A 19,135-nucleotide genomic window follows, 5' to 3' on the forward strand; every position below is an offset into this window, starting at 1 on the left:
TTCGACATTCGACATTCGACATTCGACATTCGACATTCGACATTCGACATTCGACATTCGACATTCGACATTCGACATTCGACAACAATTTATTAAACAACCCTTTGTTTGCGCAACAACTCACATGCTATATTCAGATGAATAAATTTAAAGCTTGTCGCTGAACATAATAAGAATAAAGAATAAAGGATAAATAGATGAAAAGGTCCTTAGGTTACGTGTTAATCGGTGTCATTAGCCTTACCGCATGTGGTGGCAGTAGTAACAATAATGACTCCTCTGGAGAGCTCACTCCTCCTCCCGTCATTCCTCAAGGTTTAGCTAGGTGTGATATACCCACTGAACTCAATCCTGTTGCAACAACCTCAGCGATTACCTTTTATACTGAAGACCAATACCTTGCCGAGCAACCAGGAGCAATAACGGTAACGCTTAACGGAAATAATGTGAGTGACTTTAGCTTTAACTGGACTCAACTATCCGGCCCTACGTTAACCTTAAAAAGTATTAAAAGCCCAGTATTAGCCTTTACCGCCCGCGAAAGTGGTAGTTACAAATTTGAAGTAACGGCTAGTAAAAATGACATAACCTATATTGAGTCAATCGAAATAAATTTAACTGCTGCCAGTGCAGAACAATTATCAGCTCGTGTTGATCATCAAGCAAGTGAAGGTAACTCGGTTAGCTTTAGGCTTGATACTCCAGAGACAAATCCACCCACTGAGATTAATTGGTGTCTAGCAGCGGGTCCAAGCTTAACAGTCGACATCAGTACGCCGGAACAAGCCTTACTTACCGCTCCAAGTGTCAACGAAGACACCATCAGTATCCTTAGAGCCACTGCTGTCATCAACGGCGAAACTGTAACCGATGACGTGCAACTTTTAATCACGAAAGAGGCAGCTATTACGTCCTCTTATTTCGATGAGAGAGTGGCTAAGACCTTTGCCTATAATGCTGATTCTCCCTATAAAAACGAACTACAACCCTGCGTTTATTCAAATCAGTTACAGCAGAGCTGTAACATTTCACGCCTGCCTCTGATTGGACAAAAATCAGGGATAGATAAACAAGCAATCTTAGACAGAGTATTGGTTTCGCACCAATGGATGGGGGAGAATTTCGAGCACTTTCTTGAAAACCTAGATCCGAATAGTGATTTTGCAACACTATTACAGTCGGTAACCGCTGTAGTTATTAGTTATGATGTAAGGCCATCATTTTATTGGGTAGTCACTGGGGCAATTTATCTAGACCCAAACGATCTATGGTTACTTGCACAAGAGCGGGACACCATTAATGAAGCGCCTGATTATCGAAGTGCCTTTGGTAATGATTTGAATTTTTTAATGCCATGGCGATATGTTAAAAACAACAGCTATACATCCTATATAACGCCTAGAAATGTAAGAGTTGACCGCACGGCCGAACAAATGATGCCGGATTTAGCATCCTTGCTCTATCATGAATTGGCTCACGCCAACGATTTCTTCCCAAATAGTGTACATGCCAGCCTATCAGGTCCAACATTACTCGATGATTACTTCCGTCGAAGTGATGCAAAGCAGTTAGTATCAGATCAACTTACTGCTCTTTACCCTCTAAATAGCCAGGAAATGACAAATTTAGCAGAGGTCAGCTTTAAAGGGGAAACGGCTAATGATCCCCAAAAAGCCTACATCGCTGCAGATATCACCAGTTTCTTCTCTCCCGATAGAGCCAGTGACTATTACGCCTATTCGACCAAACGCGAGGATGCCGCCATGCTGTTTGAAGAAGCCTTAATGAGTCATAGATACTCAATCCAGCGTGATGTAGCCGTAACAGATAAACCTGATAATCCCACAGCAAGCTCAATTAGTGTTAACTGGGGACAGCGTGGACGAATTGGTGATGCAAAACTTGAAAATCGCGCTGCATTTGTTATCAATCAAATGATGCCTGACCTTGATGGTGCAACATTAGTGAACCAGCTCCCAGACCCCATTGCCATGAAGCAAGGACAATCATGGGCGGATAACTTAGCCATATCACCAGTCAATAACGCAATAGAAAAATCTTTAGCCTTAAGTGGTAACGTCTCAGAGCCTACTTTTGTACCCAAGCTTAGATTTAGTGGAGACCGACACACTAAGCCCATGGATTAGAACTTGTATTTGAGCAATAGCAGACACAAAAAAGCCCAGACATCTCATCTGGGCTTTTTGTTATATCTGTTCAGCCTCATTAGGCAGAGGCTTTAATATCTGTTTATTAACTATTAACATAATGCTTAGTAGCACAAAGTTAAGTTTAGCAAACTCACACCCATCAAGCTTATGTTCATCAAGCTAGGTTATCAGTTTATAAACGCAGCATCTCTTTAATAAAAGGGATAGTCAATTTACGTTGATGCACCATAGATGCTTTATCGAGCCTATCTAACACGTCAAACAGTGTTCTTAAATCTCTGGCTAAGCGGTTTAATAAAAAGCGCCCTACATCTTCAGGTAACTGTAAGCCTCGCATCGCAGCACGGCGTTGCAGTGCCGCGAGTTTTTCTTCATCAGCCATAGGTTGTAGCTGGTAATTAAGCCCCCACTGCATTCGAGAGACTAAATCCGGTAAAGAGAAACCGCTATCACTTGGTGAAACACTTGCACTAACAATCAGCGAGCAGGTCTTCTGCTCAGAAATCCGATTATAGAGATCAAATATCGCCTCCTCCCATAAAGGGTGTCCTGCAATCGCATCGACATCATCAATACAGACGAGATCGAGTTTCTCTAAGCCTTCTAATAACGCTGTAGAAATACTCGCATGGATCCCTAAAGGAATATAAAAGCTACTTCGGCCTAGATCATTTGCATGAGCACAGGCGGCGTGCATAAGATGGGTGCGTCCGGACTTTTCTGGACCCCATAAAAAAACTGCACCTTCTGACCTACCCTCGGCACAAGCTTGTAAACTTTGAATAAGCTCATCGTTACCCGCTGCAGGATAATAACTATTGAAGGTTTCATCATCAGGTAGATGAACTGGTAATGATAACTGTAAAGGAGAGTTTGACTTCACTCAGGTGCTTCTCAACGACGCAATATTTCTATATTAGACACACATGGTAGCATGTGTGTCACTTGATTGGGAGTTATTGACCTTTCCAATAATAGATCTGTGTCTCTTTCTGAGCTTGAACTTGGGTCTCTATTGTTGAATAGTCCAAGTTTTGCAGGCTATTGCTCGATACCGACTCAATTCGAGGGTCAAGAGCCATTAATCGATGCAAGTCTGCTTCATTACCAAAAAGCCGCAAATTAAATTCAATCGTCTGTCCTTCAATACGGCTAATGCTTGCCGACTTGATGGCACTTAGCTGATCTAAGTAACGCTCAATCGCAACTAATTGCTTCATATCAGATATATCAGCAAAAGAAATCTTGGTGGTTTTCTGCTCCCCAGAGTCGGCTATCGCATACTGCCCCACATAATACTCACTGGTCGCTGCAACCATAGCGGCAACAGCCTCATCAATCGTAGCAGCCTCGCCACTCTTATTAATAACAGCTGTTAATTGCAGCGATTGAGGCGCTTTTTCACGTGGGTAAAGACTCATTTGATAACGGTATGTACTGCCTTGTGGCTCAATCGCAGCCATGATGAAGTAATTGGATTGATAACGTAAAGAGGCATCAGCCACATTGTCGCTAAAGTTACCACGAATATCATTTACACCGACCTTCATCGAGTCATCAAGATCCATTAACGGAAACAACACTGGCGCGCCTCGAGTCGCTGACTCACGATCAAAAACCTGGCGGCTAACATTGCTAGATGCATCACTTATTATTTCACGTTCACCATGTTCATTGATAACTAACCAGACTAAAGTCAAAGGTCTCTGTTTGCCCCAAACTGGCAACCCCGCTTCTCGTAACAGTGCAATAATACGTTTGTGGTCAAAGTTTACTTTCAAGAACAGTTCACCATTATCTTCAAAATATCCGTATTGCGTCATCAATGAGCTCGCATTACCAAGCTGCTTTTTTATTGCTTCGTTTGAAAGCGCGCTCTGAGTCCCTGAATTTTTTAAAATCACTTCTTCAAAGGCTTGTTTGATCCCTTGACTTCTAAGTGCCGTAGATCTTGAATCGATGGGCACAACACCTTCATCGAGGAACTTTACCTCGGCCGCAGTAACATGCGTTGAGAAGCCAACGAGAAAAGAGACAGTAATAAAAGTACGTAAAATGAGTTTTAACATGTTTTAGATTCAAAGACGGCTCGATAAATAAAATTGTATCACATCTATTATCACTTTTGCCGAGATAAAGAGACATCCTCATTAAAGGCTAAACCCCACTTTCATGTTCCACTTCACATACCAAAACATTAAAAACAGTTATCATTGATAGGTTTACTTAAAATAAGAGAGAAATAATGAAAAACCTGACAATGCCTTTGCAAGGAGCACAAATGCTGTTCGTAGCCTTTGGCTCGCTGGTATTAATGCCCTTGCTAACAGGCCTAGATACTAACGTTGCACTCTTTACCGCTGGTATCGGCACTCTGCTTTTCCAATTAATCACAAAACGTCAAATCCCCATCTTTCTAGCGTCTTCTTTCGCTTTTATCGCACCTATTATGTACGGCGTACAAACTTGGGGGATCCCATCGACCATGGGCGGTTTAATGGCTGCAGGTGTTGTTTATGTAATTTTAGCAACCGTCATTAAAGTTCGTGGTGGTGGCTTCATTAAACGCTTGTTGCCTCCAGTTGTTGTAGGGCCAGTCATCATCGTTATTGGCTTGGGCTTAGCGCCTGTTGCTGTCAACATGGCTGTCGGTAAAAGCGGCGACGGTAGCCTTGTGCTTATCGAGCAAAATACTGCATTACTTATCTCTCTAGCATCTTTATTTACCACCATCGCCGTCGCTATATTTGCCAAAGGCATTTTAAAACTAATGCCAATATTAGCCGGCATTACGGTAGGTTATGGATTAAGTTTGGCTTTCGGTATTGTTGACTTTACGCCAGTTAAAGAAGCAGCTTGGATTGCTATGCCCAACTTTGTGGCGCCAGAATTTAACTGGCATGCTATTTTATTTATGATCCCCGTTGCAATTGCCCCAGCGGTTGAACACATTGGCGATATCTTAGCTATCTCAAATGTAACAGGTAAAGATTACCTCAAAAAGCCAGGCTTACACCGCACCTTAGCAGGTGACGGTGTGGCGACTATTGCCGCATCAGCATTTGGTGGACCGCCAAACACAACCTACTCCGAAGTGACTGGCGCTGTAACACTTACTAAGAATTTCAACCCAGTGGTAATGACATGGACAGCTGTTACAGCCATTTTATTCTCTTTTGTCGGCAAGCTAGGTGCACTACTGCAAACGATTCCAGTACCCGTTATGGGCGGGATCATGTGTTTGCTATTTGGCTCTATTGCTGCTGTCGGTCTTAACTCTTTAATTAAGAATCAGGTAGACATGAATGAGCCACGCAACCTTAGTATTGTTGGTGTGACGTTAGTGTTTGGCATTGGTGGTATGGCATTTGGTATCGGCTCATTTAGCTTAACCGGGATCAGCCTTTGCGGGATCTTAGCTATCGTTATGAACCTCGTACTGCCAGATAATGCGGCCTCGCATACAAAAATTATTAATGAAGAGATCAATCCATCTTTGTAAAAGTCTAGACGTTTGCTCATATACGTTTAGGCCATAAAAAAGCCCCTAACGACTCACATCGTTAGGGGCTTTTTACAGACATAATCAAAATTAAGCTTGATCGTCTTCTGTTTTATATTTAGCAGCAGTTTCTTTAATAAGCGTTTGTAGCTCACCTTTTTGGAACATTTCAGTCAGAATGTCACAACCACCAATTAGCTCGCCTTCAATCCAAAGCTGAGGGAAAGTCGGCCAGTTAGCATATTTTGGTAGTTCAGCACGGATATCTGGATGCTGGAGGATATCAACAAATGCAAATTGCTCTTCACAATTAATCATGATTTGAGCTACTTGAGAAGAGAAACCGCAGCTTGGTAACTTTGGTGAACCCTTCATATATACAATAATTGGATTTTCGGCGATTTGCTGCTTGATCTTTTCTACTGTTTCCATTTTTCTTTCCTGATTAGAACTTCATTACAATCTCGACATTGTACGCCAGTCTTTGGCAGAACAAAAACCTACTTTTAATAGGGACAATAACTAATAGAAATAAACGATTAAGATAATCGCTCAATTTGAATAAACAATGATACACTTCACAAGTTTATTAGGTAAAATGTTCCGCAGTGAGCAAGAACGCACAAATAACAAACTAGAAGTTAACGGAGAAAACTAATGGCTTTTGAATTACCAGCATTACCTTACGCAAAAAACGCACTTGAGCCACATATCTCAGAAGAGACCATTAACTACCACTACGGTAAGCACCACAACACTTATGTTGTTAAGCTTAACGGTTTAGTTGAAGGTACTGACCTTGAGCAAAAGAGCCTAGAAGAGATCATTAAGACCTCTACTGGTGGTATCTTTAATAACGCAGCTCAAATCTGGAACCACACTTTCTACTGGAACTGTCTATCTCCAAATGGCGGTGGTGAAGCAACCGGTCCAGTTGCAGATGCAATCGTAGCGGCTTTCGGCTCATTTGAAGCATTTAAAGCACAGTTTACTGATTCTGCAGTCAACAACTTCGGTAGCGCTTGGACTTGGCTAGTAAAGAACGCTGACGGCACTGTTGCTATTGTTAACACAAGCAACGCAGCGACACCTCTTACAGATGAAGGTGTAACTCCAATTATGACTGTTGATGTATGGGAACATGCTTACTACATCGACTACCGTAACGTGCGCCCTGACTATTTAGCGCATTTTTGGGAACTTGTTAACTGGGAATTTGTTAACGCAAACTTCGCTGGTTAATCATTTAATTTCTCAGATAATAAAGAGGAGCCTTTAGGCTCCTTTTTTATTGTGTATTTACATCCCCTGCTTGCTTTATCTCAAGTGCAACTATTGCAAATGCAACTATTTCTTATTGTTTTTATTTACTTTTTTACTACACGGCTCACATTTAACGTCTAACATTAAAGATAGGGGGCCAAGTTAATTAGCCTCTAAACTTACCATTTGTGCGTTTCAGGGGGCCGGTTATGAGTATATTTGAGCATTACCAACAGCGCTATGAGAGAAAGCTTGATGAAGAATATTCATTAGAAGACTTTTTAACCATTTGTAAAAATGATAGAAGTGCATATGCATCTGCTGCAGAGCGCTTATTAATGGCTATTGGAGAGCCAGAATTCGTAGACACATCTAAAGATCCCATACTTAGTCGACTATTTTCCAATCGACTTATTTCTCGTTATCCAGCATTTAAAGATTTTTACGGTATGGAGGAAGCGATTGAGCAGATCGTTGCTTATTTAAAACACTCGGCTCAAGGTCTTGAGGAGTCAAAACAGATCCTTTACTTACTTGGACCAGTAGGGGGTGGTAAATCTTCACTTGCCGAAAAACTTAAAGCTTTAATGCAAGATGTACCTATATATGTACTGACTGCCGATGGCGTGCGCAGTCCTGTTAATGATCACCCATTTAGTTTATTTAATCTTGATGAAGATGGAAAGCTGTTAAAAGAAGAGTACGGCATTCCCGATCGGTATTTAAAAACAATCATGTCTCCTTGGGCCGTCAAGCGCTTACATGACTTTGGTGGTGATATATCCAAATTTAAGGTGGTAAAGGTCTACCCTTCTATCCTAGATCAACTCGCCATTGCTAAAACGGAACCCGGCGATGAGAACAACCAAGATATTTCATCATTAGTTGGTAAGGTCGATATTCGACAGTTAGAACACTTTGCTCAACATGATGCCGATGCCTACTCTTATTCTGGCGCATTATGTCGAGCGAACCAAGGTATGATGGAGTTTGTAGAGATGTTCAAAGCCCCCATCAAGGTGCTTCACCCATTACTGACGGCGACACAGGAAGGTAACTACAACGGAACAGAAGGGTTATCAGCCCTACCTTTTAGTGGCATTATTCTGGCTCACTCGAATGAATCTGAGTGGACAACCTTTAGAAACAACAAGACCAACGAAGCGTTTTTAGACAGGGTCTATATTGTTAAAGTACCTTATTGCCTCAGAATGACAGAAGAGGTACGGATTTACCAAAAGCTGTTGTCCAATTCAGAACTGGCTAACACCCCTTGTGCACCTGGTACACTAGAAACCCTCGCACAATTTAGTGTTCTTTCACGTGTAATTGCACCTGAGAACTCATCAATCTATTCAAAAATGCGGGTTTATGACGGTGAAAGTCTAAAAGACACCGATCCTAAAGCTAAATCCTATCAAGAGTACCGCGATTACGCAGGTGTAGACGAAGGGATGCAAGGTCTATCAACGCGCTTTGCCTTTAAAATCCTCTCTAGGGTGTTTAACTTCGATCATACCGAAATTGCCGCAAACCCAGTGCATCTGTTTTATGTATTAGAACGACAAATAGAGCAGGAGCAATTTCCATCAGAAACTGCTGAGCGTTATTTAGAGTTTCTAAAAGGTTATCTCATCCCTAAATATGTGGAATTTATCGGCAAAGAGATCCAAACGGCTTATTTAGAGTCCTACTCAGAATATGGTCAAAATATCTTCGACAGATACGTGACTTATGCAGATTTCTGGATCCAAGACCAAGAGTACCGCGACCCTGAAACCGGTCAATTATTCGATAGAGCAGCGCTAAACTCAGAGCTTGAAAAAATAGAGAAACCAGCAGGAATTAGCAACCCTAAAGATTTCAGAAATGAGATCGTTAACTTTGTCCTGCGTGCTAGGGCCAATAATGAAGGCACTAACCCATTATGGACAAGTTATGAAAAGCTCAGAACGGTCATCGAGAAAAAGATGTTCTCAAATACTGAAGATCTGTTACCCGTCATTTCTTTCAATGGCAAAACCTCTACTGATGATCAACGTAAGCACGATGACTTTGTGAATCGAATGATGGAAAAAGGCTACACCCAAAAACAAGTAAGACTACTCTCAGAATGGTATTTAAGAGTTAGAAAGTCTTCTTAATAAGCCCTAAGGGGAGTTTACTCCCCTTCTAATAGGCTAGGAGGTGCGCATGACAAGTTTCATTGATAGAAGACTCAATGCTAAAGGGAAAAGCACTGTTAATCGACAGCGCTTTATTAATCGATATAAGAAACAGATTAAAAAGGCGGTAAGCGACGCCGTGACTCATCGTAGCGTTACCGATGTTGATAAGGGCGAGAAAATTAGTATTCCGACCCGAGACATTAGTGAACCCACTTTTCATCAGGGTAATGGCGGCGTTCGAGAACGAGTCCATCCAGGAAATGACAAGTTTGCCAAGGGTGATCAAATTGAGCGACCACCTTCAGGACCGGGGCAAGGTGCAGGTCCTGGAGAAGCATCTGACTCTGGTGAAGGTGAAGATGACTTTGTATTTCAAATTTCAAAAGATGAGTATTTAGAATTGTTGTTTGAAGATCTTGAGCTACCTAATCTTCAAAATAACCGCTTAAATAAATTAGTAGAGTACCAAGTTTACAGAGCAGGCTTTACTAATGATGGCGTGCCCGCAAATATCAATATTGTACGATCTCTTCGTTCATCACTTGCACGAAGAACCGCAATGACGTCAACGAAAAGATCTAAATTGAAACTTCTAGAACAAGAGCTTAATGAATTGGAAAATACGCCAGGCTCTGAAGCTGAACGAATTTTAGCTCTAAAGTGTGAAATTAAAGACTTAAAAGAACGTATAAAGAAAGTACCTTTTATTGATACTTTTGATTTACGTTACAACAACTATGCCAAACGTGAAGTGCCTTCAAGCCAAGCGGTAATGTTTTGCTTAATGGACGTGTCTGGGTCAATGGATCAAGCAACCAAAGACATGGCAAAACGCTTTTATATTCTACTTTACCTTTTTCTCACCCGTACCTACAAAAACTTAGAAGTGGTATACATACGTCACCATACCCAAGCAAAAGAAGTTGATGAGCACGAGTTCTTCTACTCTCAAGAAACCGGCGGAACGATTGTATCGAGTGCACTTAAACTTATGCATGAAATTCAACAGAAGCGTTATCCAGAAAATGAATGGAATATTTACGCAGCTCAGGCATCTGACGGGGATAATTGGGCCGATGATTCCCCTTCATGCCATGAACTCTTAGAGAAGAAGTTACTACCTGTTGTTAGATACTTTAGCTATATAGAGATCACTAACCGCGCCCATCAAACACTGTGGCGCGAATATGAAGATCTTAAAAAGTCTCATGTCAATATTGCAGTACAACACATAAAACAGGCAGAAGACATTTATCCCGTTTTTAGAGAGTTATTTAAGAAACAGGCTGTTTAGGGGGCGTTTATGGATAGTCCAAATAAAAGAACACCAATGGATGATGGACCAGATTGGAACTTTGATCTGTTACAGACCTACCTTACCGAAATTGAACGAGTAGCGGGTATTTATCGTTTAGATGCCTACCCAAATCAGATTGAAGTTATTACTGCTGAGCAGATGATGGATGCCTATGCCGGTATTGGTATGCCTATTGGTTACACACACTGGTCATTTGGTAAACGCTTTATAGAGACCGAGCAAGGTTATAAACGTGGCCAAATGGGGCTCGCCTACGAAATTGTTATCAATTCAGATCCATGTATCGCCTATCTAATGGAAGAGAATACCATCACTATGCAAGCGCTGGTGATGGCACATGCGAGTTTTGGCCATAATAGTTTTTTTAAAGGTAATTACCTTTTTAAAACCTGGACCGATGCAAGTTCGATCATTGATTACTTAGTGTTTGCTAGAAATTACATTAGCGAATGCGAAGAGCTCTATGGCATTGAAAAGGTCGAAAGTATCATCGACTCTTGCCATGCACTCATGAGTTACGGTGTCGACAGGTATAAGCGCCCTAGTGAAATCTCATTCAGGGAAGAAAAGATTCGCCAAAAAGACAGAGAAGCTTACCTACAAAGCCAAGTCAATGAACTATGGCGAACCATACCCGAACTTCCGCAAGAAGAAGCAGAAGAGAAGCAAGCTTGCTTCCCTGCTGAGCCGCAGGAAAATATACTCTATTTTATAGAGAAAAATGCGCCTCTGCTTGAGCCTTGGCAACGGGAAATAGTGCGTATCGTCAGAAAAATGGGCCAGTACTTCTACCCTCAAAAACAGACGCAAGTCATGAATGAAGGCTGGGCCACTTTTTGGCACTATACCATTCTCAATCACCTATATGACGATGGACTGGTAACAGACCGTTTCATGTTGGAGTTTTTACAAAGCCACACTAACGTTGTCGCACAGCCTAGCTACAACAGCCCTCATTACAGCGGGATCAACCCCTATGCACTAGGCTTTAATATGTTTGTCGACATTAGACGGATCTGTGAAAACCCAACAGATGAAGATAGACAGTGGTTCCCGGAAATTGCTGGAAGTGATTGGTTAACCACGCTGCATTTTGCAATGGAAAACTTCAAGGATGAGAGCTTTATCAGTCAATACTTATCGCCAAATATTATTAGGCAATTCAAGTTATTTTCTATATTAGACGATGATAGGAAAAATCATATCAGTGTTTCAGCTATTCACGATGAAGAGGGCTATAAAGAGATCAGGCACAAACTATCTCAACAATATAACTTGTCCAATCTGGAACCTAATATTCAAGTTCAAAAAGTTGAAGTGACTGGGGATAGATCTTTAACGTTGAGATATATCCCAAGCGCTAGGATCCCGCTAGCAGGCACTTGCCAAGAAGTCGTTAAACACCTCCACCGCCTTTGGGGCTTTGATGTAAAACTCGAGCAATATAACGATGAGAGTAAAACGACTATCATCGCAGCCTGCCCTGAAGTCCTTGAGGAATAAAAAAGCTAAGCCTAGCTGCAGGTATAAAAAAAGCGCCTAATCAGGCGCTTTTATCAAATCAACTTAAAACTTAAGCGAATTTGAAGTCAACGTGTTCAATCATTGGCTTGAACGCGTGGCGTTGCATGTCTTGAACGCGAACTTTAACATCTTTACCTTCTAGAGCGATAGTTAGCTCAGAAGTGTAGAAATCTTGGTTCTCTTGAATGTTGATGATATCTTTGTGATCAAAAACAATAGAGATAGGCTCTTTACCTGGACCATAGATAACAGCAGGTACTTTGTTCGCGTGACGTAGGCGGCGGCTCGAACCTTTCCCGATTTCAGTACGAACTTGTGCAGCGATAGTGTAAGACATATTTAACTCACTTAATAAAAAATAACATAAAATTTAAGGTTATGATTTTCGACCAACCATGACCTGCTAAACGCGGGGCGGATTCTACCATAGAATATCCCGTTTAACAAAGATGATAATGCCCGTATTCTTTCACCACGCTAAAGCGACCTTACCAGTGTCTTACGGGGCCCGTATCAATATGGACAAAGCCTGAACTTGGGTAGTAACCCACGCCGCCAAGCTTAAGCTCAATAGCAGCCTCGCGTATATCAGCCAACTTTACGCCGGGCAAAGCAAGATCGAGTGCCATACCTTTCATATGGTAGCTCTTTTTCGCTACACCATTGCTTCTTTTCGCTAACATGGCATTCGTTTTTGGCGAACGATAGCCTGATATTACGTGTAATTCATCTTCAAAACTAAGTGACTCTCTCAATTGATAAGCAAAATCAAATAAGCGCTTATCCATTGGCGCAGCTTCATTTTGACGATGATCACGAAGAACTTGACTGAAGTCTGTCAATATTTCGTTTTGATAATCACCATCTATCCAGTAGCTTCCCTGCCCGCGTTCACCTGTATGGCGGTTATAAAAACCTAAATTTCTAACGCCTTTAGTTGAACGACTTGCGTGAGCTTTAGATGGCAACATTGAAAACATTGCAACACCACCTAGACCCAATAATAACTGTCTACGAGAGGAACATACTACTGACACACTTTCACCATCGATTACTTTTCCAACAACTGGCAGGCAAATTAACCCGAAGAATTGAAGAAAGCAAGTAATCAGGGTAAATTAGTTAAAACTGTTTTATAAGTCTTTGATTTCAGCAGTGGCACTGCCCGCAAGGGTATTTGAAGTTTGTAAATGGTAGATGTCATTTCTAAACTGGGCTTGATTGTCATCGTCGATCCAAGCGGTCCAATACACTAAATGAACATTTAATGTCGAATTTAGCGCAAACCACTGCGTTCGCGTTCTCTCTGCATGCCTATCAACCCAAGTCTGCTTATCCTTTATTAAATGAGCAGCCATCCAATTAGCAAGCCCCTCCACATTTTCCACACGTATACACCCTGACGATAGAGCACGATTGCTACGCTCAAATAGCTTGGGATCTGATGTGTCATGAAGAAAGATACTAAAATCATTGGGAAAGTAGAATTTATAACGACCTAATGTATTATTATTGCCCGGACGCTGTACAAATCGATACGGGAATGGACCTCTAGCTAAGTCACTCCATTGCTGAGCAGTCCTTACAACTAAATTATTATTACGGTCAAATACATCAAAATTTCTGTTTGTGATGTAATTACCATCTAACCTCACTTGCGGTAATAAGTCCTTATAAAGAATATTTTTCGGTACTCGCCAACTTGGATTGATCACAACATTTGATATTGCGCCGCTTAGTAAGGGCGTTGCTCTATAAGGTTTACCGACGATGACTCTGGACTCCAGTTCAATTTTACCTTTATTAAACAAAGCCATTTCAAATGCAGGTATATTAATAACTAAAAAGCGCTCATCTCGCTGAGCCATAAATTCAGCCTTCAACACAAAGTTGCTAGCTAACATCCTCGCCCTTTCATTGGGTTGAACATTTATCCATTTCATTGTTTCCGGGCCAATAATACCGTCTGGTTGTAAACCATGCCTTCGTTGAAATCGTTTTATAACCAATGCTAGCTCTTCATCAAGCATAGTAGATGTTGTTGCAGAGCCCTCTGCGTCCCCGAGTAACCACAAACGTTTAGCGATAGTTGGAATACTCGGGTGCTTTTTTCCTGGGCGGATCAGCTCGTCGATGATTATCGGTTGCCACCAGCCCTGCTGCGCTAACCATTGTAAATGACGAATTCTGTTTTGAATCTCAAGGTAACCATTGAGCTCTGGCTCTAATGCCATAGCCCTCATGAATGGATCTTCGAATTGATTTGCTGAGGAATTGCGAATGGGAATATGCCGCGTCAACCAAAATTGCGCAACCTCATGCTCAATCGGTTGCAACTCGGATTGAGAAAGGTCAGGTTGAGAAAGTAGTTGTTTATATTGGTCAAACTTGCTTTCACTGCCGACTAATGCCATTAAAGACACTTGCTGATACAGCATGTTTTGAGCCCGCATGAGTCGCTCATCAGCAACGCTAACAAAGGTGACGCAATACAAGGTAAAACAGCATAAATAACTACAAAAGCGCATCAAGCCCCCTTTCAATATCTCTATTTCAAGTATGGCAAACAATTATGTTTTGTATATGACGTTAGGCAGTATATAAGTAAGCAAATTTTCTATCTGACAAAAAATAAAAAGCCCCTTATATAAAGGAGCTTGATTTTATTAACTTTTAAAGAATATGTAAGCTGATTAAATACTCAAAGCACTTCGACCAACTTCGGTCTTTCCTGTTGCTGGATAGTATTTCAATTCCCAGTTCTCAGCACCTTTAGAGCGGTCATCTGCAATATAGTTGTAGTAGCAGTAAGTATTAGCATCAGTCATAGGCCCACCAGAGTACCAGTAAATAATATCATCGCCTTTATCAAAGGTATTGTTGATGTGGCTTTCTAATGTATATTCATCATTATCAAGCAAGCCCTGCCAAATTTCTTTGCAATTATCACCGTTTAAAAGTGTACCGTTTTTACTGGTAGAAGTATCTGTGCCTAAAGGATAACCAGTAACAGAAGAATCTAGAGTTCCATCACCATAACAAGCTAAATTCATTTGATAACCGCTTTTACCTGAAGTGAGCCAACAGCTATGATAGAGCTTCACCCCCGTGGTAAAACTAGCAAATGCACTCTTGATTGATGCATCGTGAGCATCCTGAGTCAAATTGATAAACCTTGGCGCTGCTACAACTGCTAATATCCCTAAAACAATGATCACAACGACAAGTTCAATTAGGGTAAAACCTTTAGCCATTACTTTCATAACACACTCCACGGCATTAAGATGGACGAGAATTTAACGAGTAAACACCACCATATAGCGTGTAATTAACTCATTTCAGATTAACCTACATGAGATTAAGTCATTTCAAAGTAGGTCATTCTATGTGATTTTAGCAACATAACACTCGCATGAAAACGGTACAAAAACAAACCCAGCTTCTAATGTGTTAGCTTTCTCTGTTGATGACTTGATGAAGACAGTCCCCGTGCCAGACTCGCTTTTATCAAAAAGAGTGACACGTTTATTCAGTGAGGGCGTCTGGATTTTAAGGTATACCATTATTTAACGAGCTAAATTTTAGGTACAAAAAAGCCCCGACATTGTCGAGGCTTATCTGCAACTCTCCGTAGAGGATTATTTGGTACCCGTGGCCAGACCTGTTTTATCAAATGAGTGGCACGCTTATTCAGCGAGGCATCTTTTATAAGAAATAAATCCCTTGTCGATTATTTCATTTTTCAGAATTATCTACTCAAACTCTAGACGTAAAAAAAACAGCTCAATGGCTGGTTTAGTCACTCTTAGTATGCAGATAGTCCCCGTGGCCAGACCTGTTTTATCAAATGAGTGGCACGCTTATTCAGGGCTTAATTTGAAATACAAAAAAGCCCCGACATTGTCGAGGCTTATCTGCAATTCTCCGTAGAGAATTATTTGGTACCCGTGGCCAGACCTGTTTTATCAAATGACTGGCACGCTTATTCAGCGAGGCATCTTTTATAAGAAATAAATCCCTTGTCGATTATTTTATGCTTCAGAATTATCTACTCAAACTCTAGACGTAAAATAAACAGCTCAATGGCTGGTTTAGTCACTCTTCGTATGCAGATGGTCCCCGTGGCCAGACCTGTTTTATCAAATGAGTGGCACGCTTATTCTGGGCTTAATTTGAAATACAAAAAAGCCCCGACATTGTCGAGGCTTATCTGCAACTCTCCGTAGAGAATTATTTGGTACCCGTGGCCAGACTTGAACTGGCACGCTTATTCAGCGAGGGATTTTAAATCCCTTGTGTCTACCGATTCCACCACACGGGCAAACTCTTTGACTTTGACGATACGTATTATCGGTATCAATACTGCCTGACTTCTTAATGATTAAGTGTCAAACTCACCAAACTCTTGTTCTTTATAACTATAAAAAGTTATGGAGGCGCGACCCGGAGTCGAACCGAGATCGACGGATTTGCAATCCGCAGCATAGCCATTCTGCCATCGCGCCATAACTTTAAATTGGAGCGACATATCGGGTTCGAACCGATGACCTATACCTTGGCAAGGTATCGCTCTACCAACTGAGCTAATGTCGCTTTTCAATTTAAACTGCATTCAAGTTCTTGCTTAGTTCGCTTCCCCTTGACTACGGAATGGCATTCTACCGATAAAATACCAAGAGTCAACGCTATATTTATCGATAAATGACTGTTTGCCCACTTATTGATCTCATTGTCCCTTTAACGAGCTATTCCGCAGTTAAATCGGCCCAAGCGGCCAAAATATAACTTACCATTGACCAAAATGTCAGTACAGCTGCAATATAGAACAAGCCGAAAGCTGCATAAGTTATCAACTCGTTTGGCTGCCAAATTAAACCGGTAATGGCCGCCATTTGAGCAGCGGTTTTATACTTGCCAATCCAAGAAACGGCAACTGCACCTCGTTTACCTATCTCAGCCATCCATTCACGCAATGCTGAAATGACTATTTCGCGGCCAATCATAAATAAAGCCGGTAATGTTAACCAAATATTGCTGTATTCGGAAATAAGTAAGACTAACGCCGTTGTTACCATGATTTTATCGGCAACGGGATCAAGAAAAGCACCAAAACGAGTCGATTGCTTCAACTTTCGCGCAGCGTAACCATCTAGTGCGTCAGTCACTGCTGCGAGCCAAAAGACAAATGCAGCGGCAAAAGGAGACCAGGGTTCTGGTATATAAAAAAGTACAACAAAAACAGGAAGCAGAGCTAACCTGAAAAGTGTTAACGCAATAGGAATGTTAAACGGCATTGTAGAACCTAATATTCAAAAGCAGCGCCAATCTTGCCTTAATTTTGTTACCCTCGCAATGCATCATGTATCGTTTGTGCCATTTCTAAGCTAATACCGGGAACTTTTACCAATTCAGACACACTTGCGCCTTTCACTTCTTGCAAACCACCTAAATATTGCAACAAAGCTTTACGTCTCTTAGGACCAACGCCAGCGATGGACTCTAACGTTGAAGTGTTACGCGTTTTTTGTCTTTTATTACGATGCCCTGTGATCGCAAAGCGATGGGACTCATCACGAATGTGTTGGATTAGGTGTAACGCGCCAGAATCTGCAGGTAAAGTGAATGACTCCTCATTCTCGCCATAGATTAATGTTTCTAAACCTGGCTTTCGTCCTTCGCCTTTAGCGACACCAATTAACGTTGGGGCATTGTCCAGTGCCACAAACTTTTCATCTACGACTTTTTGAGCAATCCGCAACTGCCCTATACCACCGTCGATAAACAGAATATCGGGAATTTTCCCGCTGCTACTGATTTTGTCAAAACGACGACTAATAGCTTGCTTCATCGCAGCATAATCATCACCAGGGGTGATACCAGAGATATTATAGCGCCGATAATCAGCCTTGCTTGGTCCCTCTCGATTAAACACCACACAAGATGCTACCGTGCTCTCTCCCATAGTATGGCTAATATCGAAACATTCCATTCGCTGGATTTTATTGGTCGACTCAATTGCTTCTTCTAACAATAAGAAACGTTGCTCTACCGTGTTTTTATGGGATAAGCGAGTATTGACTGCATTAGTCGCATTAGTGAGTGCTAGGCGTAAGAAACTGGCTCTTTCACCACGAACCTGAGTCTTTATTTCCACTTTCTTATGTTGCGCGGCCTCTATCGCCTCGGCCAATTCTGCTTGTTCTTCGAAAGCATTGCTGATCAAAATTTCTTTCGGTGTTATGCGTTGGCTATCCGAGTTTAGGTAGAACTGCAGCATAAACGAGCGTAAAACTTCTGAGACTTCCGTATCAACAGGTACTTTCGGATAATAACTGCGGCTGCCAAATATTTTTCCTTCCCGAATAAATAACAGATGAAAACACGCTACGCCGGATGCATAGTAAGCGCCGATAACATCCATATCACCAGTGGCATTCGACACCTCTTGCTGCTCTGACACCCGTCTTAATGCGGTAATTTGATCTCTAAAGAGTGCCGCCTGCTCATAGCGCATATCACTGGCCGCTTGCTCCATTTTACCCACCAGAACAGACATAACTTGGTGATCTTTACCTTTTAAAAATAAGGTTGCCAACCGCACCTGCTCTTGATAATCCTCAGCAGACACCTTACCTACACAAGGCGCACTACAACGACCTATTTGATATTGCAAACATGGACGTGAACGTGACTTGTAATAGAGGTCATCGCATTGCCTTATGGGAAAGAGTTTCTGCATTAAGTGCAAGCTTTCTCGCACCGCGCCACCATTGGGATAAGGCCCAAAGTACAAACCTTTATCTCGTTTGGGACCACGGTGATAGGCTAAGCGTGGATGCTTATGATTACTGAGTAAAATGTATGGATAGGATTTATCATCTCGTAGCAATACATTGTATTTAGGCATGTACTGCTTGATATAGTCATTTTCTAAAATTAACGCATCAGTTTCACTGTGTGTCAGCGTCACGTCAATATTAGCGATATGTGACACTAAAGCTTGGGTTTTCACATTGGCGAGGTTTTTGCGAAAATAGGAGGAAAGCCGCTTTTTTAAGTCTTTGGCCTTCCCCACATAAATCACAACAGCTTTGGCGTCATACATCCGATAAACACCGGGTGATGATGTCACTGTTTTTAAAAACTCATTTGCATTAAACGCTTCAGGCATAAATTTGTAAGCCAGTTA

At 41.6% G+C, this 19,135-nt stretch carries 15 protein-coding genes and 3 tRNA genes; 6 read left to right on the forward strand and 12 right to left on the reverse strand.

Going from position 1 to position 19,135, the window contains the following annotated elements; genetic code table 11:
* Positions 1-197 precede the first annotated feature (197 nt).
* Positions 198-2,147 (forward strand): PKD domain-containing protein, encoded by a 1,950-nt coding sequence (locus ACVBJC_RS13560; protein ID WP_447161302.1) that lies wholly within the window; start codon positions 198-200, stop codon positions 2,145-2,147.
* Positions 2,148-2,343: 196 nt separating this feature from the next.
* Here ACVBJC_RS13560 and hda read toward each other — a convergent pair whose 3' ends face one another.
* Both hda and ACVBJC_RS13570 read right to left on the reverse strand, forming a co-directional pair.
* Positions 2,344-3,054, reverse strand: a complete 711-nt coding sequence (gene hda / locus ACVBJC_RS13565) for a DnaA inactivator Hda (protein ID WP_447161303.1) — start codon at positions 3,052-3,054, stop codon at positions 2,344-2,346.
* Positions 3,055-3,127: 73 nt separating this feature from the next.
* Entirely contained in the window at positions 3,128-4,240 is a 1,113-nt protein-coding gene (locus tag ACVBJC_RS13570; RefSeq protein ID WP_447161304.1) for a DUF2066 domain-containing protein, read from the reverse strand.
* A gap of 176 nt (positions 4,241-4,416) precedes the next feature.
* Between ACVBJC_RS13570 and ACVBJC_RS13575 the strand changes: the two genes are divergently transcribed.
* Positions 4,417-5,673, forward strand: coding sequence for a uracil-xanthine permease family protein (locus ACVBJC_RS13575; protein WP_447161305.1), 1,257 nt, complete (start codon positions 4,417-4,419; stop codon positions 5,671-5,673).
* A gap of 90 nt (positions 5,674-5,763) precedes the next feature.
* On the opposite strand, the gene ACVBJC_RS13580 is transcribed toward ACVBJC_RS13575, so the two are convergent.
* Positions 5,764-6,105: a Grx4 family monothiol glutaredoxin gene (locus tag ACVBJC_RS13580; protein WP_447161306.1), complete on the reverse strand. Its 342-nt coding sequence runs from the start codon at positions 6,103-6,105 to the stop codon at positions 5,764-5,766.
* A gap of 225 nt (positions 6,106-6,330) precedes the next feature.
* On the opposite strand from ACVBJC_RS13580, the gene sodB reads away from it, so the two are divergent.
* The 4 genes from sodB (at position 6,331) to ACVBJC_RS13600 (ending at position 11,925) form a co-directional block, all read left to right on the forward strand.
* Positions 6,331-6,915 carry a superoxide dismutase [Fe] gene (gene sodB / locus ACVBJC_RS13585; protein WP_447161307.1) on the forward strand — a complete coding sequence of 195 codons (585 nt, stop codon included), beginning with the start codon at positions 6,331-6,333 and terminating at the stop codon, positions 6,913-6,915.
* A 230-nt stretch (positions 6,916-7,145) separates the two neighbouring features.
* Entirely contained in the window at positions 7,146-9,080 is a 1,935-nt protein-coding gene (locus ACVBJC_RS13590; RefSeq protein WP_447161308.1) for a PrkA family serine protein kinase, read from the forward strand.
* A 49-nt stretch (positions 9,081-9,129) separates the two neighbouring features.
* Complete coding sequence (locus tag ACVBJC_RS13595) at positions 9,130-10,398, forward strand: YeaH/YhbH family protein (RefSeq protein ID WP_447161309.1); 1,269 nt, start codon at positions 9,130-9,132, stop codon at positions 10,396-10,398.
* Positions 10,399-10,407: 9 nt separating this feature from the next.
* Positions 10,408-11,925 carry a SpoVR family protein gene (locus ACVBJC_RS13600; RefSeq protein ID WP_447161310.1) on the forward strand — a complete coding sequence of 506 codons (1,518 nt, stop codon included), beginning with the start codon at positions 10,408-10,410 and terminating at the stop codon, positions 11,923-11,925.
* A gap of 70 nt (positions 11,926-11,995) precedes the next feature.
* Here ACVBJC_RS13600 and rplY read toward each other — a convergent pair whose 3' ends face one another.
* The 9 genes from rplY to uvrC all read right to left on the reverse strand — a co-directional run bounded on the left by rplY (position 11,996) and on the right by uvrC (position 19,117).
* Complete coding sequence (gene rplY / locus ACVBJC_RS13605; protein ID WP_447161311.1) at positions 11,996-12,283, reverse strand: 50S ribosomal protein L25; 288 nt, start codon at positions 12,281-12,283, stop codon at positions 11,996-11,998.
* 151 nt (positions 12,284-12,434) lie between these two features.
* Positions 12,435-12,926 (reverse strand): DUF882 domain-containing protein, encoded by a 492-nt coding sequence (locus tag ACVBJC_RS13610; RefSeq protein ID WP_447161378.1) that lies wholly within the window; start codon positions 12,924-12,926, stop codon positions 12,435-12,437.
* Between the two features lie 153 nt (positions 12,927-13,079).
* A complete protein-coding gene (locus ACVBJC_RS13615; RefSeq protein WP_447161312.1) occupies positions 13,080-14,399 on the reverse strand; it encodes a L,D-transpeptidase family protein in 1,320 nt (439 codons plus the stop codon).
* 240 nt (positions 14,400-14,639) lie between these two features.
* Positions 14,640-15,209: a type II secretion system protein gene (locus ACVBJC_RS13620; protein WP_447161313.1), complete on the reverse strand. Its 570-nt coding sequence runs from the start codon at positions 15,207-15,209 to the stop codon at positions 14,640-14,642.
* Between the two features lie 972 nt (positions 15,210-16,181).
* Positions 16,182-16,267: transfer RNA gene (locus ACVBJC_RS13625), tRNA-Leu, on the reverse strand.
* Between the two features lie 110 nt (positions 16,268-16,377).
* A tRNA-Cys gene (locus tag ACVBJC_RS13630) sits at positions 16,378-16,451 on the reverse strand.
* Positions 16,452-16,463: 12 nt separating this feature from the next.
* Positions 16,464-16,539 (reverse strand) — tRNA-Gly (locus ACVBJC_RS13635).
* A gap of 152 nt (positions 16,540-16,691) precedes the next feature.
* On the reverse strand, positions 16,692-17,240 hold the full coding sequence (gene pgsA, locus ACVBJC_RS13640) for a CDP-diacylglycerol--glycerol-3-phosphate 3-phosphatidyltransferase (protein WP_447161314.1): 549 nt from the start codon (positions 17,238-17,240) through the stop codon (positions 16,692-16,694).
* 47 nt (positions 17,241-17,287) lie between these two features.
* On the reverse strand, positions 17,288-19,117 hold the full coding sequence (gene uvrC / locus ACVBJC_RS13645) for an excinuclease ABC subunit UvrC (protein ID WP_447161315.1): 1,830 nt from the start codon (positions 19,115-19,117) through the stop codon (positions 17,288-17,290).
* Between the last annotated feature and the right edge of the window lie 18 nt (positions 19,118-19,135).

This window comes from Shewanella sp. 0m-6 (assembly GCF_052977325.1).

Bases quoted from the DNA above. Each gene is read 5' to 3' on its own strand.
- ACVBJC_RS13560 (WP_447161302.1), top strand. From the start codon at position 198: ATGAAAAGGTCCTTAGGTTACGTGTTAATCGGTGTCATTAGCCTTACC.
- ACVBJC_RS13570 (WP_447161304.1), bottom strand. From the start codon at position 4,240: ATGTTAAAACTCATTTTACGTACTTTTATTACTGTCTCTTTTCTCGTT.
- ACVBJC_RS13575 (WP_447161305.1), top strand. From the start codon at position 4,417: ATGAAAAACCTGACAATGCCTTTGCAAGGAGCACAAATGCTGTTCGTA.
- ACVBJC_RS13580 (WP_447161306.1), bottom strand. From the start codon at position 6,105: ATGGAAACAGTAGAAAAGATCAAGCAGCAAATCGCCGAAAATCCAATT.
- sodB (WP_447161307.1), top strand. From the start codon at position 6,331: ATGGCTTTTGAATTACCAGCATTACCTTACGCAAAAAACGCACTTGAG.
- ACVBJC_RS13590 (WP_447161308.1), top strand. From the start codon at position 7,146: ATGAGTATATTTGAGCATTACCAACAGCGCTATGAGAGAAAGCTTGAT.
- ACVBJC_RS13595 (WP_447161309.1), top strand. From the start codon at position 9,130: ATGACAAGTTTCATTGATAGAAGACTCAATGCTAAAGGGAAAAGCACT.
- ACVBJC_RS13600 (WP_447161310.1), top strand. From the start codon at position 10,408: ATGGATAGTCCAAATAAAAGAACACCAATGGATGATGGACCAGATTGG.
- rplY (WP_447161311.1), bottom strand. From the start codon at position 12,283: ATGTCTTACACTATCGCTGCACAAGTTCGTACTGAAATCGGGAAAGGT.
- ACVBJC_RS13610 (WP_447161378.1), bottom strand. From the start codon at position 12,926: ATGTTTTCAATGTTGCCATCTAAAGCTCACGCAAGTCGTTCAACTAAA.
- ACVBJC_RS13615 (WP_447161312.1), bottom strand. From the start codon at position 14,399: ATGCGGGCTCAAAACATGCTGTATCAGCAAGTGTCTTTAATGGCATTA.
- ACVBJC_RS13620 (WP_447161313.1), bottom strand. From the start codon at position 15,209: ATGAAAGTAATGGCTAAAGGTTTTACCCTAATTGAACTTGTCGTTGTG.
- pgsA (WP_447161314.1), bottom strand. From the start codon at position 17,240: ATGCCGTTTAACATTCCTATTGCGTTAACACTTTTCAGGTTAGCTCTG.
- uvrC (WP_447161315.1), bottom strand. From the start codon at position 19,117: ATGCCTGAAGCGTTTAATGCAAATGAGTTTTTAAAAACAGTGACATCA.